Here is a 25271-nt window from a genome sequence, read left to right as displayed (position 1 = left end):
AAACTGAAAAAGCTTGTGAATTGACCCATATGTAAGTTTGATGTGAGCTACATTTTAATAACCTAGCTGATTTAACTTTCATTTAACTCATCAGTGATAGAAGGGGTTGTTTCAGGAGATTTATTGTTGTTGCTACTACGTCTTTTTCTTTGACGACTTTGAGCAGCAGAACGCAATATTTTAAGCTTGTATGGATCAGCATCCTTTTGCCAAGATAATTGATATCCTTTAAGGATTACACAGTTTTCTTTAAGACATCTGAGCCAACCAGAGCGATGATTAATAAGTCGCCAATCATCAAGTAGCCCCCAATCTTCTTCTTTGCGAGTTAGCTTGGCAAACTGCTCATAAAGCGGATAATCAGTATCAACTAAAGCGTCCTTACAATGTAATATTGGTGGGTCATCGTCAGTGTTATAGTCACGGTAAGTTACCCGTAAATCAAGTAGGTCAATTTCCATGCTGGTTTGTAATGCGGGATGGGGATTATCATCAAACTCTGGATAAAATAAATAAGAAATTTTTGGTTTATTACTGTGGAATTTAATTACATTTGCTTCTTCTAAACTTCCTATAGCTCGGCTAGCACATCCCTCATAAAGACGTAGTAGCGGGTCAAGTTTTTGTAATGTCGAGATATGTATCCACAAAGAATTAGGGATTTTTTTTCCAATTGGGCTATTTTGGCAACATTTCGCAATATTTTCTAAATCTCCTAAACTACGTAACATTTGGTCAGCATTTAGCCAAGCTTGTTTGTATGTACCAAATAAAGCTAGGATATCTTCTTGAGCTTCTAATGCTAATTCGCCTAATTTTGGCCGACGATTAAATTGACACAGTGCTAAATAAACCATTAAATCTTGCCGTCGTTTTTCAGCAATTTCCTCCCATTCTTTAGCATCTGTAGCTTGCAGAATTAATTGAAATGCACGCCGCAAGCTGCCAAATTCCGCATTAATATCAGCTTCCTGTGCTAATTCCCCTTTACTTGGAAGACGACCACGTTCGGTAACAAAAGACATTAAAGGTGTCAGTAGTTCTTGATAATCTTCAAATCGCTTAATACGAGAACGGACTCTAGGCGTTGTAGTACGAGAACGGAAGCGAGAGGCACGAAATAACTGAGCTTGAGCCTCATCTCGAAAAATAAAATAAACGCCTAATGCTACAGGAATAGCATCAACACCAAGAACTTGGTCAATATAGGTTTTCAGTTCTTCCTGCTCGTAATATTTTTGAAATGTATTACGGGTAGTAACTACTCCATCACCATATGCAACTGTACCTTTATTTGTGTCAGCTAGTGTAACTTGAGCAGCAACAAGCAATACTTTACGGGTTAATTCCCAGGCTTTGAGCAAAGCTTCCCGTCGTTCACCTGTGTCTTCAATAACGTTAATCACATAACCAAGATTAACGATATCAGCAGGAATTTGAGGACTATTAGGAGAGTAGAAAGGGTCATAACCCATGCTGGTATATCCTTGTTGAGCAATGCGCTTAACATCACCCCCATGACCACAACCATAATCAAAAAAAGTTATATGTTGTGTAAATAAGCCTGCTTCTAAAGCTAAACGTACAGGACGGGAAAAATCATTACGAACAATAGCTGCTTTGTGACGGTCTATTTGTTGTATCCGAGATTCATTGTTAATAGTTACTGTTTGACGTTGAATCAAGCGATGTTCTTGAATCTCAATATTATAAGCTTGTAAACGCTGTTGCCATCCTTTTCTTGTGCCAATGCTTTTGGGACTATTGAGCAAACCTAAAGCTTCCTCAGCATGAGTAAGTTCAGCAAATTTTTGATAAAACGGATATTCGCGGGTAACAAATGTTTCTTTCCGATGAAGAATAGGAGGATTCTTAGAGTTACTATAGTCTCTGTAAGCGACTTCTAAAGTGTTAAGCTCGACTTGAATACTTGCTTTTAAAGCCGGATGTGCTTCAATATCAAAATCTGGGTAGAATAAGTAAGAAATTACGCTCTTTCTAGTATTAAATTTTACAAGCGTTGGTGTCTCAGTTTTGAGACAGGCACTTCTAGCCGAACTTTCGCATTCTTGTAACAGAGGTTCTAAAGCACTGAGTGCTGAAATATGAATATAAAAAGCATCTGGTAGCAGCTTACCAACTGGACAGCGCTTGCAAGCTTGAGCTATCATGCTTGGTTCAAGTATAAGTTGATGCTGTTCACTTAAATTCATATTTGCAACACTGCCTAGTTCATGTATATTAGAAGCCTTGGTTTCTTTTATTAAAGAAGTCTCCTCTGGCTTTTTAAAGCTGCCATTATGCTGAACCATTGCTTATTTACTGGATAGTATCCGTTTGTTAACCGCTCAATCAAATATCACTTAATATGGATTTTCTTATAATAGTTGGGATCTTAATAAATTTTATTAGTTATTCTATTAACGTCTAGAAATATTTATGGTTAAACAAATCAGCCTCAACTTAGATGGCATTGTTAAGGAAATAACTAATGTCAATCCAGCTTTTGCCCGTCATGAGACATTTCATCCACGTTATGGGTGGATAAAAAAAGGGTTTGATATGGCTCAAGTTAATCCCAAAATCTTTTTACAAGAGGATGCACCTGTAAGATTAGGTGTTGGGAAAAACATGGTAAGCGCTATTCGCTACTGGTGCAATGCTTTTAAGGTATTAGAGAATGATGAACCGTCAGAGTTTGGTAATCTTCTATTAGGAGAAGATGGCTGGGATATCTTTTTAGAAGATCCTGCAACACTGTGGCTTTTACACTGGAACTTGCTAAAACCAAGTTGTAATGCAGCTGCTTGGTATTTTACTTTTAATATTTTTAGAGAAAACGAATTTTCACAAGATGATTTATTTAATGCTTTGTGTACTTACAGAGATAGTATTGCACCACGTATTGCTGAATCATCGTTAAAGAAAGATGTATCCTGTATTTTGCGAATGTATGTAGAACAGGCAAATACTAAGGTAGGTATAACAGAAGAAAGTTTAGACTGTCCTTTTACTCAACTAGGAATCATTCATACCGCAGGAGATTCACGGCATTTTACTTTTCGAGTTGGTTATAAAGGAAACTTACCAGCAGAAATATTAGTTGCTGCCTGTCTTGAGTATGCCAGCTTTGTAGGACGTGAGCAGAGAACTATTTCTATTTCCCGTCTAGTTTACGATATCGGCAGTCCTGGAATGATTTTCAAACTTTCAGAAAGTGCTGTGTGTGATGCCATTGAACAAGTTGCTAGGTGGTCAACCTCGATTTCACTTTCTGATTCATCAGGGCTAATTCAATTTTCCTTTACATCCGAGCCAGAAGCTTTAGCAAAGGATATTTTAGATAAGTACTATAAACACAGGGTTAGTTAGACAGATCGATGAACAAAGCCTTATCTGATTATTTTAGCCTCAAACGTCGTTATTCTCGTTCTATTAACCTTGAGCGAGACTTTGATAAGATTGAGTCCTTGCAGGGTTATATTTTGACTGAAAGGTCAGTAGATGCAACTAAACGAATATTAGCTGGACTAACTGGAAAATCCGAGAATCGTGCTTGGACTATAACAAGTGTTTACGGGACTGGAAAATCTGCGTTTGCTCACTTTTTCGTTTCCTTATGCGCTCCTTTAAACAGCCAATCACACCAAGTTGCGCTTGAAATTGTAATCAAAACATTTGGTTCTGATAGTTCTGAATATTCAGCAATCCAAAACACCTTACCTACCCAAGGTTTATTCAGGGCAGTAGTTACTGCACAACGAGAACCATTAAGTAATACTATTGTTCGAGCTTTAGAGCGAGGTGCTGAAACTTTTTGGTCGCGCCAGCAGATTAATAAAATTAAAGTAGCAAGAAAACTAGTAGACCTTGGGGCGCAGGTTGCAGATGGAAAAATTATAGACAGTAAAGAAATACCTAGTTTAATTAGAGAAGTCGCTAATTCTGCTTCTACAGGAATTGTCCTAGTTATTGATGAGTTAGGTAAAAATCTTGAGTTTGCTGTTCAAAATCAAGGTGCAGAAGATTTATATTTATTACAACAGTTAGCAGAACTGCCAAAAGATAAAGACTATCAAATCTATATAATAGGTTTGTTACACCAAGCATTTGCAGATTATAGTGAAAGACTAGCTTCCATACAACGTAATGAATGGTCAAAGATCCAAGGTAGATTTGAGGATATTCCGTTCAAAGATTCTCCAACACAAATGATGAGGTTAATTGGGAAAGCAATTGACCAATCAAAAGCCATAAATCATCAAGGAATAATTGCTGAACAAACGAAAAAATGGATAGAAAATCTACCAGATGAAATAAAGGATGATTATACACATGAGATTTTAGCAGATACTTATCCTTTGCATCCTATTACAGCATTAGTAATGCCAATGCTATGTACAAGATATGCTCAAAATGATCGTTCTCTATTTACTTTTTTGACAAGTGATGAACCATATTCTTTTAAGAGTTTTTTGAAAGAAACTCCTATTGATAATATAAGTTTACCAGTTTTAAAATTAGATAGAGTTTATGATTACTTCATTGAAGCAGTTGGTTCTGGATTAGGCTCACGTCCAAATCTTCAACGTTGGATAGAAATCAAAAATTTGATTGATGATGCTAAAGGTAAAGACATTGATAGCTTACGAGTATTAAAAACTATTGGAATTTTAAATCTTGTTACTACTACAGGTGCAATGAGAGCAACTCGTACTTTAGTAACAATGGCAATGTGTGATAATATCTTAGATAAAAATAAGAACCATTGGGAAGGAGTGATTGAAAATCTTCTTCAAAAGGGGATTATTACATATCGTCGTCAATTAGATGAATTACGAATTTGGCAAGGTTCAGACTTTAATGTTGACATTGAATTAACAAATTATTTAGAAAGAGAACGTTCTCCTTTAGTTAATCTCATCTCTGATATTCGTCCTCTTAAACCTATAGTTGCTCAACGTCATAGTTATCAAACAGGTACTTTACGTTACTTTGAAAGGTGTTATGTAGACGGCTTGAAAGATTTGACTAAATTATATTGTTCCAGTAATGATTGTGATGGTTTAATAGCTTATTGGGTAGATGAAGTAGAGCCAACGCATATCCCAGCAAGTACAGCCGATGGTAAGCCATTGATTGTACTTAATCCATCAAGATTAGACATATTGCGGATTAGAGCTAGAGAATTTGCAGCGTTAAAGAAAATTCAAACTACTGCTGCTGAGTTGCAAAGTGATGGTGTTGCAAGACAGGAAGTACGATACCGTTTAACACAAGCAGAAAAGTTATTGGATGAAACTATTACTCAAACTTTCGATGTAGCAACAAATAATATATGTTGGTTTAGAGGTAAGAAAGAAAAAGTCAATTACATTACGGATTTCAATGCCAAATTATCAGATATATGCGATGAAATTTATCATCTAGGTTTAAAACTTAGGAATGAATTGATAAATAGACGTGAGTTGACTTCTCAAGGTGCTAAAGCTCGGAGAGAACTAATCGAAGCAATGTTAGAAAAGCAAGATCGTGAAAGGCTTTGCTTAGAAGGGTTTGGGCCTGAAGTTGCTATGTATTATTCTGTACTTAGTGAAACGGGTATTCATCGTCAAGAGAATGGAGACTGGGGACTTTATTCACCTTATGATAAATCTGGTATATCTACAATTTGGCACGCAATAAATGATTTTTGTTTGCAGGCTAAAGACAAAATACAAAATTTAGATAAGCTCTACAAAATTTTGGAAGCTCCTCCATATGGTGTAAAGCGTGGGGTTATTCCAGTACTGATAGCAGCAGTTTTGCTGTATCACGTTGAAGATGTGGGCGTTTATAAAGATGGTACATTTATTCCAGTTTTAGGTTCTGAGCATTTCGAGTTATTGCTAAAAGAACCATCCCGGTTTGGTGTTAAATACTTTGAAGTCATGGGACTGCGATCGCAAGTCTTTAGAGAGCTTGAGTTAATTTTACGTCAGCAGAATATTACTAAAGCAAGAGGCGTACGAAACTCAACTTTACTAGTGGTTGTAAAGCCTTTATTTCAATTTGTTAAAAAGCTGCCATCATACACTATTAAAACAAAACGTTTAAGTAATGAAGCATTGGCAGTTTTGCAAAACTTACAGAAAGCACAAGAACCAGACGAACTTTTATTTACTTCATTACCTTTAGCGTGTGGGCTTAATCCGATTGTAGCTGGTGAAGAGGATGATGGTACGGTAGCAAAAACTCTGCGAAAAAAGCTTGTTGCATCACTGCACGAAATTCAAACAGCTTATGACCGTCTGCTTAGTGAGTGCCAATCCCTTCTGTATGCTGCTTTTTCAGTACGTAGTGGTGAAGAAAAATTACGAGAAGATTTGAGGGTTAGGGCTAGTTATTTGAGTGGCCAAGTGTTAGAACGTCGAGTTAGAAGCTTTGTACAAGCAGCAGTAGATGAAAATGCTACCGACACAGAGTGGTTAGAAGCATTATTAATGATCGTTGCTGACAAGCCTGCTGAATCTTGGACAGATGAAGATGCCACAAATTTTGAACTAAAGCTTTCCGATCTTGCTCGACGGTTCAAAAATCTTGAAGCTTTGCAAAAAGATTCTCAAACTCGAACTTCGGAAGGCTTTGAAGCACGTAAAATAACTGTTACACGTCCAGACGGACAAGAAACTCATTCATTAGTCTGGTTTGATAATGAAAATCAACTTCAAATTGATAGTGTATTTGAAGAAATTTTGGCAATCTTGAAAAAATATGATAACCCGCAATTACACCAAGCTGTTGTTGCTAAGTTGACAGAGCGTGTGCTAAGTGTATCATTTAATGATAACAATTCTCAAGTTAGAGCTAAACGTAAAGAGCGAGAACATGAACAAAAAACCAGTTAGGCACATATTAGGTTTGTCTGGCGGTAAAGATAGTACTGCATTAGCGGTACTAATGCGCCAGAAATACCCAGAAATTAAAATGGAATATTTTTTCTGCGACACTCACAAAGAGTTACCAGAAACCTATGAATATCTTGAGCGTATTAAAGCACGTCTTGGTATTAAAATTCATTATCTTAGTGAAAAACGGGGCTTCGACCACTGGCTAGCAATTCATGATGGTTTGCTGCCTTCACCTCAAATGCGCTGGTGTACTGTCAAGATGAAAATTAAACCTTTAGAGGAGTTTGTGGGGAATGATGAGGCTATTAGTTACATTGGGATTCGTGCTGACGAAAATAGAGAGGGGTATATTTCCAGGAAACCTAATATTAAACCTGTTTTCCCTTTTAAAGAACATGGCTTAGTTAAGGCTGATATCATCCGCATACTTGAAGAAAGCGGAATTGGACTGCCAAAATATTACCAATGGCGTAGCCGCTCAGGCTGTTTCTTTTGTTTCTTTCAACGTAAGTATGAATGGGTAATGCTGGCTCAGGAACATCCTGAGTTATTTGCTGAGGCTGTTAAGTATGAAAGACAACACAGTGATGGCAGGCGTTTTACATGGTCTGAAGGAGAATCGCTGTTAGAACTGCTTTCTCGGAAACATGAAATTATTGCCGAGCATGAAAAAGCAATAGCTAAGGAGAAAAAAAAGACACCAAATAAAACTCTTGCTGAAGCGTTAGAAGAAGTTCTCGACAGTGAAGATGATGAACAACCTTGTTTTGCTTGTCACCTGTAAACAACAGGATTATTACTGGGTACAATAGAGTAGCTAATTAACCAATTTATGGATATAACTACTCAAACGCAATATCAAGGTTCTCAAATAGCACGCATCCCACATCAGCAAGGTTTATACGCTTGGTACTATAAACCTGGCGTAGTCGATGAACAGGCTATAAGTAAAACCCTATCGTCTTTCTTAGGAACAAAAATTGAGATTTCGACAAGTATATAGATGCGTTATGGTGTTCGATTGATATCAACATCACCTCTAAATCTAGTCTGTGGGGTTCAGCAGCAAACAGCGTCAAAGGTTTTAGATGAGGCGATCGCTAACTCTAATAAATTTTTTTTAGATTTTTTTAAATCAAATGCAGTACAAATTTTTACTCGACCAATTTATATTGGCATAGCAAAAAACCTACATAAGAGGGTGTATCGTCAACATTATTTATCTTTAACAGAAATGTGGGATGACAACCACCCAGTAAGTAGACATTTAACAGCTTATCCCCAAGCTACGGTGGACTCTGTTATGCAGCGTTTGAGCCTATCTCACACATTTGCACTTGAAGCTAGGGTAAGACAAATAGCTGCACGAGATTTGGTTGTCAACATTTTTCCTACTACTACACTTCCTCAGAACATTGGCCCTGATAGTGATGAACCGAACCAAGATACAGTAGCAAGGCAAGCATTAGAAAGACTTTTACAGTTAGTGGCAGATCCAATTTGTGGGAGGCGTTAAAAATGTTTGGTGTACAGAAAAGTCCAGTATATGGTACTTATGGTGAATTTACAGTTGGCTCGGACGGAGATCGTGTACGCGCTCAGTTTCTATTAACAAAAATGAAACCGGGTTCTGAGGGAACCTGGGAAAATGAGCTTGCTTCTCAAATGGTACCTTGGCGTGAAGTATTTGATATAGAAGAGCTAACGTTCGATGAATTATTGCAACGTGACCTTGATGATTCTCGTGTTGCTCATGACCTTATTCCCTATTTGCTAGGAGAGAAAGAAGCATCAGCGAGATTTTTTCCACCTATACTTGCAGTTCTTGTTCCTAAAAATAGCAACTATACAGGTATTCAGCCATACTATCCAGAACCAAGGACTTTAACTGAAGAAGCTATTACCTTCGGAGATTTATTTGACTTTAATAAAATAAAGTTGGAAGAAATAGTTACTCCAATTGGTGAAATTAAGTATAACCGCCAAAGAACTGCATTTGTCATTGCAGATGGGCAGCATCGTGCGATGGCTATTTTAGCTTTACATCGTCAAATCAATAAAAGTTGGGGTGCTGATCGCTATGCTTCTTTTTATAACCACATTTCATTAAATGCAGAACAAATTAAACATATAGAATTACCTGTATGTATTATTTTTCTGCCCGATTTACATGAAGCAAATCAAGAATATATACAAAAAGGAATAGATTTAAAAAGAGTATGTCGTGAAATATTTTTAGTTGTAAATAAAACTGCAAAACGAGTTAGTCAATCACGAGAATTGCTATTAGATGACGAAGACTTTGCTGCTCGAATGATGCGGACAACCTTATCAAAATTAAAAGGAAGAGGTGAAGAAAGCTCTTCAATAGCACGTATTTATTCTTTTGCGTTTGGTGATTCTGAATCTGATTTAGGTAAGCAAGTTGTATCAGGTCAATTACAATATTCTTCTGCTGTTGCTTTATATAAAATGCACGCAGCAGTTGCATTCGGAAATCCAGACGCTTTTAACTTTGATGAGCCATCTAATATTACTGATGGTAGAAGTATAAAAAACACTGCTCGTCCTGTAGAAATTTTAAGAGGTACGCTTCTAGAAAAGTGGCAATCGCTTTCTCGTACCTCTGCCAAATATTATCCTCCTAGCGAGGTCGAACTAGCAGTTGATTTATTGGCAACAATTTCTGATATAGCTTTGATCAAATTATTTGATGGATTTAAACCATTTACTGTCCAAAATGCAGAAATGAGAGCATTGCGTACTCGCTTGCTTGACTCAGATGCGCGTGCTGATTTAATCCAAAGTAAATGTTATAGTTTGATGTTTGAAGGTAGTGGAGTCAGAAATGTATTTGAAGAGCATCGTCAACGCCTGCTTGATAGACATAAAGACCTCACCGATGAAGGAAAATCAGTTGGAGATTATATTACTAATCAGCTGAATGATGCGAATGCTGTAGTGAAAGCGCTTGATAAACGGGAAGACGAAATTAAAAAACTTAGAGCAGCACAGTTGTTCAATATTGATTATAAAAGGTTCTTCTCAACAGAAGGTAATGATGAAGACATCAAAGAATTACTAATACGCTCTAAGTCTATTTTTGATACGATATCTACACAAGCTTTTCAGCTTGGTTACTTAATGACAATTCATTCAGTTGTTGAGCTAATTTTAGAGCCAAATACTTCATACGATAATCGTATTAAGCATATTGAATTTATTTCAAACCTCTATATAGATGCCCTGAATATATTTTTCTCATCTAATTCAGATGTAGAGCATTATACTCTGAATGGTCTAGTTAAAGAACCGAGAATTAAAGTATTTGATACAAGTGATTTGGGTTTAAGAAAACTGTTAATGTTTAGTGGTGTTAAAGAGCTAAATGAGAGACAGTGGGTATTTTTTCGTTATGTTATTTTAGAAATTGTTCATTCAAAATATGCTTACAGAGCAATATATGATGGATTAAATCGATCTGCTGATTCAACAATTGCTGATGCTTATAAATATAAATTGCCAAGTTTAATTGAGAGTGTGCTTAAACTACGGGAAGAATATATTTTAAAAGCTATCCAAGCAGGGTTGAACTCATCAGATTTCAAACGCGAAATTGATCTAATCAAAGCTGAATGTCGTGGTCAAGGAAGAAGCGAGAACGAAATCGAAGAAATTGTTAAGGAAAAGGAAATACAAACAGGTAAAGATATACGTGATAAATGTGAAGATAATATTAAAGCTAGCTTAGGTGAATTTGCTAACCATAGTAAAATTATCCAGCGTCTTATATTAACAAAATCGCCAAATGAAGAGCCATACTAAGATTATCTTATATATGATTTTAGTTTAAAACTGTTGCCAAAAGCAAAATATGAAAATAGATGGGGGTATAATTGCAATTTGATAACTTGCTATCAAGAGCAGACGATGGAACACTACAAGTTTTACTCGGAAATGCTGCTGTCCGGTTAATCAAGCTATTAGATCCTAGTCTTGTAACCCCTAGCCGTCTACGAGAAATTTTGATGGAACTACATACTCCTGCTAGTCTTCTTTTGACAAAGGATAGCCGGGCCATGCTTTTAGATTTGCTACGTCCAGAACAGGCTAAAATTCTAGCAACAATTATGCAAGTTCCGCTTACAGGAGATATTTTTGAGACTTTAAAAAAAACATCAATACGTCATGGTTCTAACAGAGAGCGTGCCTTATTTGACTTCTTTGAATTGGAATTGCCACAACCAGAGGATTCAGTTCAATCGTCTTCATTAGAACTAGCAGTATCTAATTATCCCTTATTTGCCCATCAACGTATTGCAGCGCGAAAAGTTAAGAATTATTTTAAGCAGGAGCCACGTCGGGTTTTACTGCATATGCCTACAGGATCGGGCAAGACTCGAACCGCTATGAATATTATTGCAGATCATTTACGCTCAGTTGAACCGACTATAGTTGTTTGGTTAGCGTATAGTGAAGAACTGTGTGAACAAGCCGCAACCGAATTTCAGAAAGCGTGGCAATGTTTAGGAGATCGCCAAGTAAGTCTCTATCGTTTTTGGGGTGAGCATGAAATAGATGTAGATAAGTTAGAAGATGGCATAGTAGTAGCAGGGCTTTCAAAAGTTTATAATCGTACAAAGCAAAGCATACAATTTATCAATAGACTTGGTAAAGTTTCATCGTTAGTAATTATCGATGAAGCACATCAAGCTATTGCAGAGACTTATAAGTTAGTTCTTGATGCACTTGTAGTACCATATGAAAACACCGCCCTTCTAGGTTTAACTGCTACACCTGGTAGAACTTGGTCTGATATCAATGTAGATACTGAATTATCAGAATTTTTTGCAAAAAACAAAGTAACTCTTGAAGTTTCGGGGTATAGCAATCCCGTCGATTACCTAATATCAGAGGAATATTTAGCAAAGCCTAATTTCCGCTCTTTATTTTATAAAAACGGCTTGAAGTTAACACAGAAAGATTTGGAGCGAATACAACAAGAATTAGAAATACCTCAACATATTTTAGAACAGTTAGCTGATGATGAACAAAGAAATCTCAGCATCATTATAGAAGTAGAAGAATTAGCCAAACGTCATCAAAGAATTTTGATTTTTGGAATTTCAATAAAACATTCAAAATTACTTGCCACTGTACTCCGAGCTAGGGGTTTACAGGCAAATGTAGTTACTGGTGATACTCCATTATTGGAGCGAACGCGCTTAATTAATAGTTTCAAAGATGATTCTGATGAAACCAAAATTATATGTAATTACGGTGTTTTAACTACGGGTTTTGATGCCCCTCGAACAAGTGCAGCAGTCATTGCGCGTCCCACAAAATCTCTTGTACTCTACAGCCAAATGGTTGGACGGGCTATTCGAGGTGTAAAAGCAGGTGGTAATGTAACTGCTGAGATTGTTACCGTTGTTGACAGCGCTTTACGGGGATTTGGTTCTCTTGAAGAAGCTTTTAGTAATTGGGAAGATGTTTGGCATAAAGAAAAAATTTAGAAAATTATTAATTATAACTTACTTATTTTTCATATAATTCAGGTTTAAATTGATACATGGTTTGAATCTTAGGGAATCCTAGAAGTAGAACTCGATTACATCAACTACTCAATTAAGGTTATTAGGTAAATGCTATGACTACCAATCCTCATGATATAGTTCCAGCACACTTAGCCGTACAAGCAATGCGAGACAACGGCTATAAAAATGCAGCTTATGCAATTGCTGAATTGATGGATAATTCGATACAAGCAGGTGCAACAGAAGTCCAACTTCTTTGCGGCGAAAAGCAAGTTTTAGTTGATCAGCGTCGTAGTTCTCGAATCTATAAACTTGCAGTTTTAGATAATGGTTGTGGAATGGATGCTACAGTTCTGCGTCTAGCATTGCAATTTGGTAATGGTACTTATCTAGATGCTGCAAAGCATATAGGAATTGGTCGCTTTGGTATGGGACTACCATCTTCTTCAGTTTCTCAATGCCAAAAGGTTGAGGTTTGGAGTTGGCAGGATGGTATAGAGAACGCTATATATACTTATTTAGACTTAGAAGAAATAAAGCAACAACGACAAACCGAGGTACCAGAACCACAACCAAAGACAATTCCTAATATTTGGCAAAGAGTTAGTAACAGTTTTGGACAAAGTGGAACATTAGTAGTTTGGTCAAATATTGACAAGTGTATTTGGAGAACGGGCAAAGCAATTATTGATAATTCTGAACTCTTAATTGGCAGGATGTACCGCAGATTTTTAGATAGTGGTAGAGTTTCTATCCGTATGATGGCATTTGATTACGATAACTTAACTAATGTAATTATTGAAAAGTATGCTTTACCTAACGATCCTGGTTATTTAATAGCAAGAACCTCTTGTCCACCCCCTTATGATATTACTTCAATGTTCCAATATTGGGAAGGAAAAGATACATACGAAGTTGAAAAAATAATAGATTTTCGTGGTCAACAGCATTCTGTAAAAATACGCTTTTCTTATGCAAAAGATCAAGCACGCCAACCTTTGGATGGGAAACAGCCAGGAAGTCTCCCTCATGGACAACACGCAGCTAAAAATGTTGGTATATCTGTTGTAAGAGCAGAACGTGAACTTGAACTTGATAAAACCTTAGTTAGTGGTTATGATCCAACAGATAGATGGTGGGGAATTGAGGTTGAGTTTCCCCCTGCCTTAGATGATTTATTTGGTGTAACTAATAATAAACAATCAGCAAGAAATTTTAGTGAATTACTAAGTATTGATATTGAATCTTTATTAAAAGATGGAAAAACCATAACTCAACTAAAATTAGAGTTTGAAGAAGACGGCGATCCAAGAGGCCCACTATTAGAAATTTCCCAAAAGATTAAGAGCCAGCTTCGGATTATTCGTGGTTGTTTAGACGCACAAACTAAGGGAAGGCGCGGAAATTTAAAACGTCATTCTGGGTCGAAAGCAGAAGAAGTAGCAACGGCTGTTACACAAGAAAGAAAAAAAGAAGGACACACAGGTGAAAGTGATAAACAAGAAGTTTTATCAAAACAAGAAAGACAACAAGTAATTGAAAAAACCTTAACTGACGAAGGATTAACAGAAAATCAAGCAGTTCAGCTAGCTGCAACTACCATTGATGATGGTTTGAAGTACATATTTGCAGAAGCTGATTTAGAAACGCCAGCTTTCTTTTCTGTCAAACCTAGAGGTGGTGCAATTATAGTTACCTTAAATACTAACCATCCTGCTTATAAAAATTTAGTAGAAATTCTAGAGAAAGACGTAGATGGAGTAGATCCAGAAACATTACGATATCGTCTGACCAATTCATTAGAGGGATTAAAACTTTTATTAATGGCTTGGGCAAGATATGAAGACGAGCAACCTGATGGTAAACGTCGTCAAGCCGCTCAAGATACTCGTGTAGATTGGGGACGCATTGCTAGACAATTTTTAGAGAAAGAAGAGTAAATTGGAATAAATTATTTATGATTCTTCCAGCAATTCAGTTAGAAAAATTATGTGCGGAAGCTCATAAAGATATTTTGCTTGCTGCACCCTTTATTAAAGTTTCCGTGTTAGAAAGATTGTTTTTAAAGATATCTAATGATGTTAAAGTTAAATGTATAACACGTTGGCATCCTGAGGAAATTTTAGCTGGTGTAAGTGATTTAGAAGTATGGAATATTATTAAAGCACGTCCTAATTGTTCACTTTGGTTAAAACATAACCTACATGCAAAATTTTATCGTGCCGACGAAGAATGTCTCGTAGGTTCGGCTAATCTAACTGCATCAGCTTTGGGATGGTCTAATCATCCTAATTTTGAAATTCTCGTAGTCCTTCCAGCTACATATAATAATTTAAAAACATTTGAGGCTGAACTTTTAGCAGGATGTATCCAGATTGATGATGGTTTATTTGAGCAAATGTCTATAACAATAGAAATTCTCAAAAATCATCATTTGCAGCAATTACCTTTACCTACTGTTGAAGTAAAAGAATCAAGTTTTGAAAATTTAGCCCAGGCACAAGCCAAGATTAATTATTGGTTGCCAACGTTACGTAATCCAGAAGATTTATATTTAGCCTACTCTGGACAATTAGAAAAGTTAACTACAATTAGTAGAAAAGCAGCACTATTAGATATACATACATTACCATTAACTCCTAATCTGCCAAAAGATGCTTTTGAGTCTTACTTAGGTCTTATTTTACTAGAAATGCCAATAATACAACAGGTTGATGAATTTATTGCAACTCCAAAACGCTTTGGTGCAGTACGTGATTTTCTTTCGTCGCTTCCATGTGCAACAGTTCCTGATTTCAATGCAGAGCATGCTTGGCAAACCCTGATGCGTTGGCTACGTTATTTTTTACCTAAGCGCTACATTTTATTTACTCCGAATCACTCAGAAATTTTCTACCGTGTTCAAAGGAGTTCATAATGATTATTTTTGAATTTCACCTTAATTAAAATATGAAAAAGATAACTAGTACTAACAAACTTGATTGTATATATTTCGATTATCACTCAACAACACCTGTCGATCAACGGGTTGCAGAAATGTTGTTACATTATATGACTACAGAGTTTGGTAACGCTAGCAGCATTGATCATATTTATGGTGATATGGCAAAAGAGGCGGTTGCCCAAGCATCTGTTAATGTTGCTAATTTAGTTGGTGCATCTTCTAAAGAAGTAATTTTTACATCAGGAGCTACCGAAAGTATTAATTTAGTTATTCAAAGCAATGTCTCTAATAATAATTCTACAAAGATAAGACCTCGTATTGCTGTTTTACCAGTTGAACACAAGGCTGTTTTAGACACTTGTAATATGATTGCTAAGAAAAATTTAGCTGACATAATCAATTTGCAAATTGATTCAAAGGGCAGATTAAACTTAGACTTTCTTAATAAAATTTGTGATTCAGGAATTTCATTAATATGTATAATGGCAGCAAATAATGAAATTGGAAATATTTATCCTATCCAAGAAATTGGACAAATAGCAAGAAAATATAATATCCCTTTTTTATGTGATGCTTCTCAAGCTGTAGGAAAAATCCCTATAAATTTTGAAGAATGGGGCATTACTTATCTAGCACTTTCTGCACATAAGTTATATGGGCCAAAAGGGTCAGGAGCCTTAGTTGTAAGAAAAGGACATCAACTCAATCCCATTTTGTTTGGTGGAGGACATCAAAAAGGCTTACGTTCAGGTACTCTTAATGTTCCTGGCATTGTTGGGTTGGGGGAAGCCTGCCGTTTAAGAATATTAGAAATGGACGAAGACGAAAAAGCGATCGCTAACCTTAGAGATAAATTACAAAACTTGTTACTGGATAAAGTTCCTGGTTTAGTTATTAATGGTGACGTTAATAACCGATTATCTGGCAACCTTCATATTTCTATTCCTGATGTTTCTAACAGTGCAATTATTGCTAGAGTCCGTCAAAAACTAGCGATTTCTACAGGAGCAGCTTGTTCATCAGGGGTACAAGCACCTTCGCATGTACTTCAAGCTATGGATTTGCCCACAGACATTATTGATGGTGCGTTACGTATTGGTATAGGTAAATTTACAAAGCTTGAGGAAATTGAACAGGCAGCAGAAATTTTATCATTAGCTGTTCAGCAGACTCGTCAAGTTATGTATTGTTAAAGTAATATAGCCATTTGTACATCCTGTTATAAGGTATAAGAAAGTAATGTCACAAGATTTGCTAATTTATAATGGACAAAGCAATCGCATTGACCAGCTTATTGGCAGGTATGGTGCATATCTTGAAGCACTCACTAGAGAAATTAAACTCTTATTAAGAATTACGCTTTCAACTTATGTTTTAATGCAGCAAGAATACAGTTCAACTGAATATCCAGTTTCAGAGGCATTGGAAGATGCACTATCTCAATTAGTGATTCCACATAACGTTCCTCAAGATTTGTTCGATATCTGTTCTCAATTAGAAGGCTTAACTGTTGACGAAGCTGAATCACTGCTAGATGCTTTACAGTATCAGCTTTATTGGGGTAATGCACGGATAACAGTGAAACAATAGCTGATTTTAGTAGACATAAAGATATTTAGATGGATATTAGGTGCAAGTAGCTATTAGTTTATTACTATCTTGAGTTAGCTGGTTAATCTACTTGCCATACTTTAACAGTTTTATCATACCCCCCACTAACAAGAGTTTTTTCATCTGGACTAAAAGCTATTGACTTGACATAAGATGAATAGCCAGAAAGACTCATTGTTTCTTGTTGAGCGCTCGAAGTTTATGGGCGATCGCATCTACCAGGATTTCCAGAAACTGAGAATACCCGTTGAATGGGTCAATGCCAACAATGACAGTCGCAACTATCACCCGGACGAACAAAGTATCAAACTCATAACCATGTTTTCATCCAAGGGGCTAGAGTTTCCAGTGGTACTTATTCCCGGCATTGGTTTCATGCCCCACCAGTACAACACGCCCGAAGAGGAAGCACGGTTGCTGTATGTGGCGATGACTCGCGCAATCGACCAGCTAATTATGACTTGCGATCGCACCAGTGAATTTACTAATCGTTTGGAGATGGTATTGGGTAAGGTGGCAGTTAGATAATGAGGCTGAGGAATTGGCGATCTCATTAACTTGAAAGCCAGTTGTATGAGTTAGTCTTGTAGTCGCTACAAGATTGATTTAGCTATGGTTTAGTGAGATACGAAAATTTATGGTGTAGTCGGAATGTGAGATTATTGATGATATGACCATTTCTATGCCTGATATCATAGACAACTAGAAAGAATATGCAAAAGATTAAAGCTAGTTTTCAAACTAGAACCACAATAAAATACAAGCAAGGTCTAATATTATAGGTTTAATAAACTTCAAATGGATTATTAATATCATTCATATAACCATAATCTATCCAAGCATAGTCATTATCAAAATTAATACATGAATTGTTGTTCTCCTCCTTTAAAAAATCACTATCATCATTTACATTAATTAAGTTATTACCGTTTGTATCATTTTCTTCGTGTTTACATATATATTTATCAAAATCACTTACTTTATTTTTGATATGGATATAACTGTAATCTCTAAATTCTTGAAAAATTTTAAACCATAGACTGTAATTCTCATATATTAATGCTCTAGCAAAATTATTAGATGGCCTAAGTATTATTTGCCATTTAGAGCATTTCATATTCTTAAGGTATTCTTTCCACCTTAATTCATCCTTTGCTAAAAAATCAAATTGTAGAGTGTTTTGCCCATATATTTTTACAACGCTAAAATTAAAATCTGCTTTTTTTACTTGCTCAAAATATAGAAAATTTGTAAGGATTCAGGTCTAATATTGCGGAAGTAAAGAGGGGCGAGAGTGAGAATTATTAGAATCAGCAATTAGAGCTTGCACAAAAAAATCAATAACAGACCTACCTTGACGGCGACAAGTCTGCACTACCGTCAACAAATTGGCAGTATGTTGAAACCGCTTCATCGAGCGTGAACCACCACTAACCTTACGTTTTGTCACAGCTAAACGCAGCGAGCGTTCAGCGAGATTATTATCAGGAGGAACTTCAGGATGGTCAAGGAAATACCACCATTGGCTTGCTTTATCGCGCAAAGAACGTAAAAGGTTTCCAGCCGTAGCTCCTGCCAAGTTAATCCATTGATCAACAGAAAATTGCAACTTGAATTTGAATTGATTTATCCAATCGTTATAACTGTTTGAGTCAAGAGTTTCAAACCATTGAGCATAACTTCTGAAGGCTTCATCAATTAAATTGACAAAGGTTTCGCCGATAGCTTTGTTGTGAAGACCGGGAAGTTGAATCAATTTTTTGAAGTGACGACGTAGATGAGCCAAACATTTCTGTTGGGCAACAGCTTGATAGCCATTATAAACACTAAAATCATCGCTGCTGAGTACACCTGTATACTCAGTCCCTAAAATTGCTTCTAGTTCGGCTCTAGAACGAGTATCAGCCGCAGTAAACAGGCAGAATTCAGAATTAGCCACTACCCACAACCATTCTTTAACCCCTTTAACTGACCAAGGTGTTTCATCTACATGGATGTTAGGTTGTGTCTGTTTTACCCAATTACTTAACTCATGAATACTCGGTTCAATTGCTTGTTGTATTCGTTCATTGGTGGCGACTAAAGTTCCCAATCCAATTTCAATCTCACCAAGTTCCCAAAGCATTTCCTGCTGTTTTTCGTAGGGCATATGTGCATAGTTATTTGTCCACCCTAAAAATGCTTGTAACGACGTTCCTAAATCTTGTCCTGGAATAATTTCTTGGGGCCAGGCTGCTGTTTGTATATTTCCACAGCATTCACACACGCACGTATGGCGTTGATACTCAACTATTTCTATGGGACATTCTACTAGTTGCGCTACCGCGTGTTTTTCTACTTTTACTGCTAGGGGTGCAAATGCTTTTTGACCACAGTAAATGCAATCCGTTGGACGTAAAATTTCATAGCGATCTACTCTGCCAAAACCCTTTCGAGTTTTACCTTGATGTCCTGGTTGCCCACCTGGTTTCTTTTTCGGTGGGTTTGATTCCTCAAGGTGAGGCACTTTTTCTTTTTCGCTTTTTTTGTGAATGTCTTGTGATGGAGGTTTTGATGAATTAGAACTATCTAAATCTCTGCTGACTTTTAAACGCTCTATTTCTTGCTGTAGTTCTAATATTATCTTTTGTAGCTCACGTATTACCTTGCTCTGCTCAATGATGATGTCCACCAGTTCTTCTTTAGATAACTGGCTCAAACTTTCTCTGTCTAAATCTTGAGGCAAGTTTTGGTTCATATTTTTGATACTCCACCTCTACTGTCCCCTTTGTCAATACTCTGTTACCTGAATCCTTACGAAAATTTATTGTATCTTTATTTGAGTCTTCAATTTTATTTATTTCTTTCCATAAATTAGCTGCTTGATTAAAATAACTAATTGCAACTTCTTTATCTCCAAATTCATAATATATACATCCCTTTTTAAAATAGCATTCAGGATTTATAGAGTTAATTTTTAAAGCTGCATTGTAATCAGTGAGTGCTTCATTGTATTGACCTATTTCATGATAAACGCTACCTCTCATAAAGTAAATATAATCACAATTAGCGTTTATCTCTATGGCTTTATTGTAATCTTGGATGGAATCAATTTCATCTCCTAAATAAAAATGTATATCACCTCGTAACACATAAGCATTAAAATTATTAGGATCAATTTTTATAGCTTGTGTATAATCTTCTAATACTTCATAGTCACAGCCTAAATTATAATTACAACTACCTCTCAGTATATAAGCATCGATGAAGTTAGGATTAATCTCTAAAGTCTGGCTAAAATCATTTATAGCACCTGATATATCACCTAATAAGTAACGGCTTTTCCCTCGCATAAAGTGTATATCAGCAGATTTATTATTTATTTGTAATGCTTGACTATAGTATGTAATGGCATTAGTATAATCCTGTTCTTTAAAATGTATGTTGCCTACCTGTATAAGATTATTAATTTGTGATTTTTCTAAAGTGCTTAAGTAGTATTTTAAGCCACTAAAATATAATAAATCTTCTAATTTAATACAAAGAATAGTATTATTAATGACGATATTATTTGTTGTAAACCCAGCTATTACTATATTATATACATTTTGTGGTATGGTTAGGTCTTCTAGGATTAAAACATATAATATTGCGGAAATTTTTTCAATTTCTTTTTTTTGTATTGACCATTCTATATGGTCAGGTTTGTATTGACATGATTTTATGAGTATTTTAATTAATGGATTAGAATCAAGTTTAAAAATGAAATCATTGGCTTGTATAGATTCATTATTGGATAAATCTAAAATAAAGTCGTCAAATTTAGATTTAACGGATTCTTCAATTAATTTGAGTTTTAAATTATTACTAAATGACTCACGTATATAAGATGATTGTTTGTTTTTTTCGGTTGCTTCCCAGCAACATTCTATCATCTCACATAACTTATCGCCTGAAATAGCAATTATTTCACTATATTGATTCTGAAAAGAGCCATTTAATAGATAGCCTGACTTAAATTTTTGAATAAAATCAGCCTGTTGAAAACTTAGCAAGCTTACCCAATCCATATTTTCCATAAGTTTTTATCTTTTGTTATATAAAAATAGAAATTATACTTTTATATGCTTTTTATCTTAATGTGAATTATTTAGCTCAACAACTATAGGAATCTTACTCAAATTTTGCTAAGTATGCTGAAAAACAAACCTTTGTATGGCGGGCAGGCTTCTATGCAGTTTGGTTTTTCAGGAATCAAATATGAGTCTTATAGAAGGATTGAGGAATTGCATAATAAAACTTGTTTTTAGAACCAAAATAGCAATCAACGCATTCCATCAAATGGATGCCTCAACTGCAATTCCTCCAGTCAACCAAAATTTTGAGCGATCGCTACCCGGTCATAGGAAAACACCTCAACTATGGGAAAACTAACTCAAAAGTAGTGCCTTTAAGCTTTGGGTAGGGATGAGTTTGTACATAAGAGTTGATAATTTGCTGAAAAGCCTCTGCATAGCTTAAAGCTGCACCTAGTTGCTCCCAACTAGGAGTACGAGAGAATTTAATGCCTCGTTCTTTAGCTGCTTTACGGCAAGCATTGTAAGAACCATACTGCTCAAGTAGTCTAGCTTTATCAATTATTTCTAATGAAGGAGGTAAGGCGGCAAGTGCAGGTTTCTCAATCTGCGAACTCTGTTGTTGCAGTTCATTAACAGCGACTTGTGCAACAGTGTAGATGGCTGCGGAATTGTGCAGGTCTCGCAGTTGGTTTTCCTTTAAGCCCTCTAATAGTTGAGTAATTCGTTTTTTTCCCATGAGTTTACTTATCTAAAAGAGAGCGACCTTGAGAAGCTTGATCTGAGTGCATTTGTGGTTTGTCTAATTCCTCATCATCATCTGCAACTGTACCTGAAAGATAAGGCTGAGAGTCATGTTTTGGTTTTAAAGCTTTTGCTTCCTCGCCATTATCATCACGCCACCATAACACAATTGCTTTGATTGCGTTTAAGAACTTTAAGAATTTGCCAGGAACAGATAACACACCCCAGTAAGCTTTGTCTGGATTATCTACATCTGCAACAGAATCAAATGCTGTTGAAAGTTGATCTAGATATCCAGCCATAGAAGCAATTTCTTGTTCTAAGGCTGTGACAATCTGTCTACTATCAGCAGCAACTTGTTCTTTTTCGCCTTTGAGTTGGCTAATCATAGATTGTAGACGTTGTACATCTGCTTTTAACTTTAAAGCAGACTGCTTGTGTTCTTCATTTCTGCGAAGTAGTTGAGAACGACTACGGTTAGTAAAAATTAGACAATCTCGCATTTCTTTATACAAGTTATCTGCCTCAGCAGTGCTTTGGCTTGCGATTGTCTTGGGAAATTCTGTTGCAGAGCGGAAACGAGCAGATGATTGATTTGATTCAGTCATAGTGTTGTTCAATGAATCATCATTTTGTTTGATGAGAAAAATAATTTTTAACCACTGTGGGCCAAAAGCATTAATGCAGATATGACAAGCTAAAATTTAAGGGAACAACAGAATTAAACGTAAATATATCATTTTTACATAAGTGATTAACTACTCAACAAGAAGTGTCTCATCTTGTCGAAATTAGAGTTATAAGAAATATAAAATAGGGAAGCTAATGCTGCTGATGAATATAGCGTAACAAAATTAACTATAAAATGTAAATACTACAGAGAAACTTGTTGCCTTTACAGACTGGTCGTTAGAAATATCTCTGCTAAGGGAATAATCAAAATAAGACCATCTTAGGTAAACAGCTAGATGGTAATTCGTTAGCCGGATATGACCGATTACAAGAATACGCCTCAGAAATGCAGCGTGTTCAAAGCTAGAAAGGATAATAACCTTCTCGGAAAGATTTTATGACATCCCAAATCCCAGACACATTTTTATACAAAGGTGAAGAATACGAGTTAGTTGGACTAAACGGAGAAAGCTTGGTAATTCCTCAAGACTACGGTATGCAGCCGCAGATGCTTCACACAGCTTGCTATCGTGGCTTTTACTCCACCTATGAAATTACCGATGAAGGCTTATTCCTCACACAAATGGTCATTGGTGAAGTCGAAGGAGGTCATAAACCAATTCAGGGCATCATGCCAGAAATACCTCCAGGGGAGAAGTACGGCTATCCAACTTACCAAGGATTAAGACTCCTAACACCTTTCACCGGAAGAATCAGTCTGGGTAAAGACTTTATTCGAGATTTCTACGTCCACATGGGTTATCAAAAGGGGAGTGCTTTTGAAACACTTTTGGAGTTCAGTTTTGAAGCGGGTAGGGTGGTGAGTGTGCAGGATATCTCAGATGAAAACGCGACAAAGCGAGGGGCTTTCAAGGAACGGCTTGAGACAGGCGAAGTTACGCAAAGTATTTGGGCTGCTTTTTCTTTGGATATGGATGTTGAGTGATGATGTTTGATTCTACAACCGCAGCGATCGCCTACAAAAACACTACAATATTTGGTAGGTTTAGCCTCATCTGTTTTTAAAAACATTGATAAAAGTTAGTAGCGATCGCCAACAGCAAGGAATTAAACTATCACACATTACTTTGGCAACGACTACCGCAAACAATCTCAAGATTTTCTTTAGCTACACTGATGGGGAGCAAGTCAGCATCATGTAATTCTACTGAATGTTTCTTCACAGAAAAATTTTAAGCTTATATTCTATTTACAGTTTTTGCTTTTAAAGCATCTAAACTTCACATTTTTGAATCTATTTAAGCGATTCATTGCAAGTTTAAATATAAAAGCATTTTCTTGATAGCTTCTTAATGCTAATTTGGTTAGATATATCCTGGTAGTAACAGTTTAGATGATTGATATTGGAGGAGTAATTCATCAATATAGTTTGCTCTCCATGAATAAGAAATGGGCTGTTAAACGGCTGACGATTAATCTCACTTCAAGTGAAGTAGAGAGATTAGAAAAATATTGCTCAACAACAGGAAGACCAGCAACAGATGTGATTAGAGAGTTAATTCGTTCTTTGACTGTTGAAGAAATATCAAACACAAATTAAAACCTTAAACCTGATACAAATTACAGGCTGAGACATCAGCAAAGCTAACATCTAAATCATCACCAACTGAGCCTGCTAAAAGTTATTCTGACTCTCAAAATAACTCCATAATTACTGGGCAAATCAAACAGTACAAAAGTGAAGATGGTAAATTGATTTCCTTTATAACTTAAAATATATGTATTATTTACCAGATAGCCAGCGAACTAACGAATCCTTACGCTGTTGTTCTTTTTCGGATGGACTCAGTTCAAAAGGGCTTTGCTTTTTGAAGGCTTGAGGATCATACATTCCCGTTTCCCAGTTACCGTACATAGGATTGGGCAATGTAATATAAGCAGGCTCTATAGCTTTATTATTAGGAACAGAGTCAAATATCCCATAATAGTCTGAGTATTTTTCTACAGATTTACGCCGTTCTTGATTAGTGACACCAACCTTCTCATCAAAATCATTGAGATTGTCGCCTATTAAAGCAATTACAGTATATTTTTTGCCGTCAGCCTTACCATTTTCTATAGCTTCTAGTCGCCATTGCTTTGAAGTGTTTTCTTTGCCATCAATGATTTTGGTAAACTCACCTTTGAGTAATACGGTTTTAGGATTGACACCTTTGAACCCGACTGATTTTAAATTATTGATGGTTGCTATCTCCAAATCATTATTTTTGCTACCCTTTTGACTGCTTCTATCCCGGTTAGAGATAAAAAAGACTGTACCACCATTGTCATTAACGTAATTTACAAACTTAACTGCACCAGGGACAGCCTTAGCTTTGGCTGCTGCCACCCATTTATTCCAGGTTGATGTTTCAAAACCATTATTAGTACCAATTAGACCACCTTGGTAAGCACTATTGTCAAGAACTGTCTCATCAATATCAACAATAACGGCTGGTTGCTTTACCCTTTTGGCTTTGGCTTGGTCAAAGACAATTTTGGCGATGTTAAATGCTTGGTAAGTCAGGGCTTGATACTCTCCCGACTGCTGTACCCAGTTAATAGCCAGTACGGACTGTTCATTTAGCTGTGCGTTAGTGATTTCTGCGGTATCTTGCTTGAGTCCCACAAGAAGGAGGCTTGTGGTGAGTATTGTAGGAAATGCAATCAGCTTCAAATATGGGTGGTACATTTTAGTGGCTTGTCCTTGACCTATGTTGACAGGTTATTTGCTGTTAGCAAATGATCTGTACCCTTATAGCACACTGAGCAGAAATGTCACTCAATTCAAATAGCTGGGCGATTCCGTTCAGCCGAT

The 25271-nt window shown here is 36.3% G+C and carries 23 protein-coding genes; 15 read left to right on the top strand and 8 right to left on the bottom strand.

The window, feature by feature from the left end; all coding sequences use genetic code 11:
* Positions 1 to 71: 71 nt before the first annotated feature.
* Positions 72 to 2312, bottom strand: coding sequence for a DNA phosphorothioation-associated putative methyltransferase (locus tag GSQ19_RS28030; RefSeq protein WP_011316602.1), 2241 nt, complete (start codon positions 2310 to 2312; stop codon positions 72 to 74).
* Positions 2313 to 2439: 127 nt separating this feature from the next.
* Between GSQ19_RS28030 and GSQ19_RS28025 the strand changes: the two genes are divergently transcribed.
* The 11 genes from GSQ19_RS28025 to GSQ19_RS27980 all read left to right on the top strand — a co-directional run bounded on the left by GSQ19_RS28025 (position 2440) and on the right by GSQ19_RS27980 (position 16961).
* A complete protein-coding gene (locus GSQ19_RS28025; RefSeq protein ID WP_011316601.1) occupies positions 2440 to 3372 on the top strand; it encodes a DUF4007 family protein in 933 nt (310 codons plus the stop codon).
* An 8-nt stretch (positions 3373 to 3380) separates the two neighbouring features.
* Positions 3381 to 6887, top strand: a complete 3507-nt coding sequence (locus tag GSQ19_RS28020; protein WP_011316600.1) for a hypothetical protein — start codon at positions 3381 to 3383, stop codon at positions 6885 to 6887.
* Positions 6868 to 7674 carry a phosphoadenosine phosphosulfate reductase family protein gene (locus tag GSQ19_RS28015; protein ID WP_041457323.1) on the top strand — a complete coding sequence of 269 codons (807 nt, stop codon included), beginning with the start codon at positions 6868 to 6870 and terminating at the stop codon, positions 7672 to 7674. The genes GSQ19_RS28020 and GSQ19_RS28015 overlap by 20 nt, the downstream gene beginning before the upstream one ends.
* Before the next feature lie 48 nt (positions 7675 to 7722).
* Complete coding sequence (locus GSQ19_RS30175) at positions 7723 to 7893, top strand: hypothetical protein (RefSeq protein WP_199313131.1); 171 nt, start codon at positions 7723 to 7725, stop codon at positions 7891 to 7893.
* Positions 7894 to 8406, top strand: coding sequence for a GIY-YIG nuclease family protein (locus tag GSQ19_RS28010; protein WP_011316598.1), 513 nt, complete (start codon positions 7894 to 7896; stop codon positions 8404 to 8406). It begins immediately after the preceding gene.
* Positions 8407 to 8408: 2 nt separating this feature from the next.
* A complete protein-coding gene (locus tag GSQ19_RS28005) occupies positions 8409 to 10715 on the top strand; it encodes a ParB N-terminal domain-containing protein (RefSeq protein WP_011316597.1) in 2307 nt (768 codons plus the stop codon).
* 71 nt (positions 10716 to 10786) lie between these two features.
* Positions 10787 to 12406 (top strand): DEAD/DEAH box helicase, encoded by a 1620-nt coding sequence (locus tag GSQ19_RS28000; RefSeq protein WP_011316596.1) that lies wholly within the window; start codon positions 10787 to 10789, stop codon positions 12404 to 12406.
* Positions 12407 to 12540: 134 nt separating this feature from the next.
* The gene (locus tag GSQ19_RS27995; protein WP_011316595.1) at positions 12541 to 14367 is read left to right on the top strand and encodes an ATP-binding protein; all 1827 of its coding nucleotides are present in this window, start codon (positions 12541 to 12543) and stop codon (positions 14365 to 14367) included.
* Between the two features lie 17 nt (positions 14368 to 14384).
* Positions 14385 to 15344 carry a phospholipase D family protein gene (locus GSQ19_RS27990; RefSeq protein WP_011316594.1) on the top strand — a complete coding sequence of 320 codons (960 nt, stop codon included), beginning with the start codon at positions 14385 to 14387 and terminating at the stop codon, positions 15342 to 15344.
* A gap of 32 nt (positions 15345 to 15376) precedes the next feature.
* The gene (locus GSQ19_RS27985; RefSeq protein ID WP_011316593.1) at positions 15377 to 16564 is read left to right on the top strand and encodes a cysteine desulfurase family protein; all 1188 of its coding nucleotides are present in this window, start codon (positions 15377 to 15379) and stop codon (positions 16562 to 16564) included.
* A gap of 46 nt (positions 16565 to 16610) precedes the next feature.
* Positions 16611 to 16961, top strand: coding sequence for a hypothetical protein (locus GSQ19_RS27980; RefSeq protein WP_011316592.1), 351 nt, complete (start codon positions 16611 to 16613; stop codon positions 16959 to 16961).
* Between the two features lie 82 nt (positions 16962 to 17043).
* On the opposite strand, the gene GSQ19_RS27975 is transcribed toward GSQ19_RS27980, so the two are convergent.
* Complete coding sequence (locus tag GSQ19_RS27975; protein ID WP_104010097.1) at positions 17044 to 17157, bottom strand: WD40 repeat domain-containing protein; 114 nt, start codon at positions 17155 to 17157, stop codon at positions 17044 to 17046.
* On the opposite strand from GSQ19_RS27975, the gene GSQ19_RS27970 reads away from it, so the two are divergent.
* A complete protein-coding gene (locus GSQ19_RS27970) occupies positions 17136 to 17510 on the top strand; it encodes a 3'-5' exonuclease (RefSeq protein ID WP_041457322.1) in 375 nt (124 codons plus the stop codon). The two genes, GSQ19_RS27975 and GSQ19_RS27970, sit on opposite strands and share 22 nt — an antisense overlap.
* Before the next feature lie 256 nt (positions 17511 to 17766).
* Here the strand turns inward: GSQ19_RS27970 and GSQ19_RS27965 are convergent, their stop codons facing one another.
* The 5 genes from GSQ19_RS27965 to GSQ19_RS27945 all read right to left on the bottom strand — a co-directional run bounded on the left by GSQ19_RS27965 (position 17767) and on the right by GSQ19_RS27945 (position 22389).
* Positions 17767 to 18099 carry a hypothetical protein gene (locus GSQ19_RS27965; protein WP_011316591.1) on the bottom strand — a complete coding sequence of 111 codons (333 nt, stop codon included), beginning with the start codon at positions 18097 to 18099 and terminating at the stop codon, positions 17767 to 17769.
* 147 nt (positions 18100 to 18246) lie between these two features.
* A complete protein-coding gene (locus GSQ19_RS27960; protein ID WP_011316419.1) occupies positions 18247 to 19719 on the bottom strand; it encodes an IS66-like element ISAva2 family transposase in 1473 nt (490 codons plus the stop codon).
* Positions 19664 to 21040: a tetratricopeptide repeat protein gene (locus GSQ19_RS27955; RefSeq protein ID WP_011316590.1), complete on the bottom strand. Its 1377-nt coding sequence runs from the start codon at positions 21038 to 21040 to the stop codon at positions 19664 to 19666. The genes GSQ19_RS27960 and GSQ19_RS27955 overlap by 56 nt, the downstream gene beginning before the upstream one ends.
* A 340-nt stretch (positions 21041 to 21380) precedes the next feature.
* Complete coding sequence (locus GSQ19_RS27950) at positions 21381 to 21776, bottom strand: hypothetical protein (RefSeq protein WP_011316589.1); 396 nt, start codon at positions 21774 to 21776, stop codon at positions 21381 to 21383.
* A gap of 4 nt (positions 21777 to 21780) precedes the next feature.
* Complete coding sequence (locus GSQ19_RS27945; RefSeq protein ID WP_011316588.1) at positions 21781 to 22389, bottom strand: hypothetical protein; 609 nt, start codon at positions 22387 to 22389, stop codon at positions 21781 to 21783.
* 461 nt (positions 22390 to 22850) lie between these two features.
* On the opposite strand from GSQ19_RS27945, the gene GSQ19_RS27940 reads away from it, so the two are divergent.
* From GSQ19_RS27940 to GSQ19_RS27935, 3 genes are all read left to right on the top strand, one after another.
* Positions 22851 to 23399 (top strand): hypothetical protein, encoded by a 549-nt coding sequence (locus GSQ19_RS27940; protein WP_011316587.1) that lies wholly within the window; start codon positions 22851 to 22853, stop codon positions 23397 to 23399.
* An 85-nt stretch (positions 23400 to 23484) separates the two neighbouring features.
* Positions 23485 to 23616 carry a hypothetical protein gene (locus GSQ19_RS30370; RefSeq protein ID WP_255449091.1) on the top strand — a complete coding sequence of 44 codons (132 nt, stop codon included), beginning with the start codon at positions 23485 to 23487 and terminating at the stop codon, positions 23614 to 23616.
* A 191-nt stretch (positions 23617 to 23807) separates the two neighbouring features.
* Complete coding sequence (locus GSQ19_RS27935) at positions 23808 to 24014, top strand: ribbon-helix-helix protein, CopG family (protein WP_011316586.1); 207 nt, start codon at positions 23808 to 23810, stop codon at positions 24012 to 24014.
* A gap of 183 nt (positions 24015 to 24197) precedes the next feature.
* Here the strand turns inward: GSQ19_RS27935 and GSQ19_RS27930 are convergent, their stop codons facing one another.
* Positions 24198 to 25145: a 5'-nucleotidase, lipoprotein e(P4) family gene (locus GSQ19_RS27930; RefSeq protein WP_011316585.1), complete on the bottom strand. Its 948-nt coding sequence runs from the start codon at positions 25143 to 25145 to the stop codon at positions 24198 to 24200.
* Between the last annotated feature and the right edge of the window lie 126 nt (positions 25146 to 25271).

The organism is Trichormus variabilis 0441, from assembly GCF_009856605.1.
In the GTDB taxonomy this organism is placed as follows: Bacteria; Cyanobacteriota; Cyanobacteriia; order Cyanobacteriales; family Nostocaceae; genus Trichormus; species Trichormus variabilis.
This window is presented reverse-complemented; position numbering and strand designations above follow the sequence as displayed.

What these genes read in the sequence shown, in the direction of transcription:
- GSQ19_RS27960 (WP_011316419.1), bottom strand. Translation starts at nt 19,719, where the DNA reads ATGAACCAAAACTTGCCTCAAGATTTAGACAGAGAAAGTTTGAGCCAG.
- GSQ19_RS28015 (WP_041457323.1), top strand. Translation starts at nt 6,868, where the DNA reads ATGAACAAAAAACCAGTTAGGCACATATTAGGTTTGTCTGGCGGTAAA.
- GSQ19_RS27965 (WP_011316591.1), bottom strand. Translation starts at nt 18,099, where the DNA reads ATGAAATGCTCTAAATGGCAAATAATACTTAGGCCATCTAATAATTTT.
- GSQ19_RS28010 (WP_011316598.1), top strand. Translation starts at nt 7,894, where the DNA reads ATGCGTTATGGTGTTCGATTGATATCAACATCACCTCTAAATCTAGTC.
- GSQ19_RS27995 (WP_011316595.1), top strand. Translation starts at nt 12,541, where the DNA reads ATGACTACCAATCCTCATGATATAGTTCCAGCACACTTAGCCGTACAA.
- GSQ19_RS27970 (WP_041457322.1), top strand. Translation starts at nt 17,136, where the DNA reads ATGAATAGCCAGAAAGACTCATTGTTTCTTGTTGAGCGCTCGAAGTTT.
- GSQ19_RS27950 (WP_011316589.1), bottom strand. Translation starts at nt 21,776, where the DNA reads ATGGGAAAAAAACGAATTACTCAACTATTAGAGGGCTTAAAGGAAAAC.
- GSQ19_RS27955 (WP_011316590.1), bottom strand. Translation starts at nt 21,040, where the DNA reads ATGGAAAATATGGATTGGGTAAGCTTGCTAAGTTTTCAACAGGCTGAT.
- GSQ19_RS27940 (WP_011316587.1), top strand. Translation starts at nt 22,851, where the DNA reads ATGACATCCCAAATCCCAGACACATTTTTATACAAAGGTGAAGAATAC.
- GSQ19_RS27945 (WP_011316588.1), bottom strand. Translation starts at nt 22,389, where the DNA reads ATGACTGAATCAAATCAATCATCTGCTCGTTTCCGCTCTGCAACAGAA.
- GSQ19_RS27930 (WP_011316585.1), bottom strand. Translation starts at nt 25,145, where the DNA reads ATGTACCACCCATATTTGAAGCTGATTGCATTTCCTACAATACTCACC.
- GSQ19_RS28005 (WP_011316597.1), top strand. Translation starts at nt 8,409, where the DNA reads ATGTTTGGTGTACAGAAAAGTCCAGTATATGGTACTTATGGTGAATTT.
- GSQ19_RS28025 (WP_011316601.1), top strand. Translation starts at nt 2,440, where the DNA reads ATGGTTAAACAAATCAGCCTCAACTTAGATGGCATTGTTAAGGAAATA.
- GSQ19_RS27935 (WP_011316586.1), top strand. Translation starts at nt 23,808, where the DNA reads ATGATTGATATTGGAGGAGTAATTCATCAATATAGTTTGCTCTCCATG.
- GSQ19_RS28020 (WP_011316600.1), top strand. Translation starts at nt 3,381, where the DNA reads ATGAACAAAGCCTTATCTGATTATTTTAGCCTCAAACGTCGTTATTCT.
- GSQ19_RS27985 (WP_011316593.1), top strand. Translation starts at nt 15,377, where the DNA reads ATGAAAAAGATAACTAGTACTAACAAACTTGATTGTATATATTTCGAT.
- GSQ19_RS27980 (WP_011316592.1), top strand. Translation starts at nt 16,611, where the DNA reads ATGTCACAAGATTTGCTAATTTATAATGGACAAAGCAATCGCATTGAC.
- GSQ19_RS27990 (WP_011316594.1), top strand. Translation starts at nt 14,385, where the DNA reads ATGATTCTTCCAGCAATTCAGTTAGAAAAATTATGTGCGGAAGCTCAT.
- GSQ19_RS30175 (WP_199313131.1), top strand. Translation starts at nt 7,723, where the DNA reads ATGGATATAACTACTCAAACGCAATATCAAGGTTCTCAAATAGCACGC.
- GSQ19_RS28030 (WP_011316602.1), bottom strand. Translation starts at nt 2,312, where the DNA reads ATGGTTCAGCATAATGGCAGCTTTAAAAAGCCAGAGGAGACTTCTTTA.
- GSQ19_RS27975 (WP_104010097.1), bottom strand. Translation starts at nt 17,157, where the DNA reads ATGAGTCTTTCTGGCTATTCATCTTATGTCAAGTCAATAGCTTTTAGT.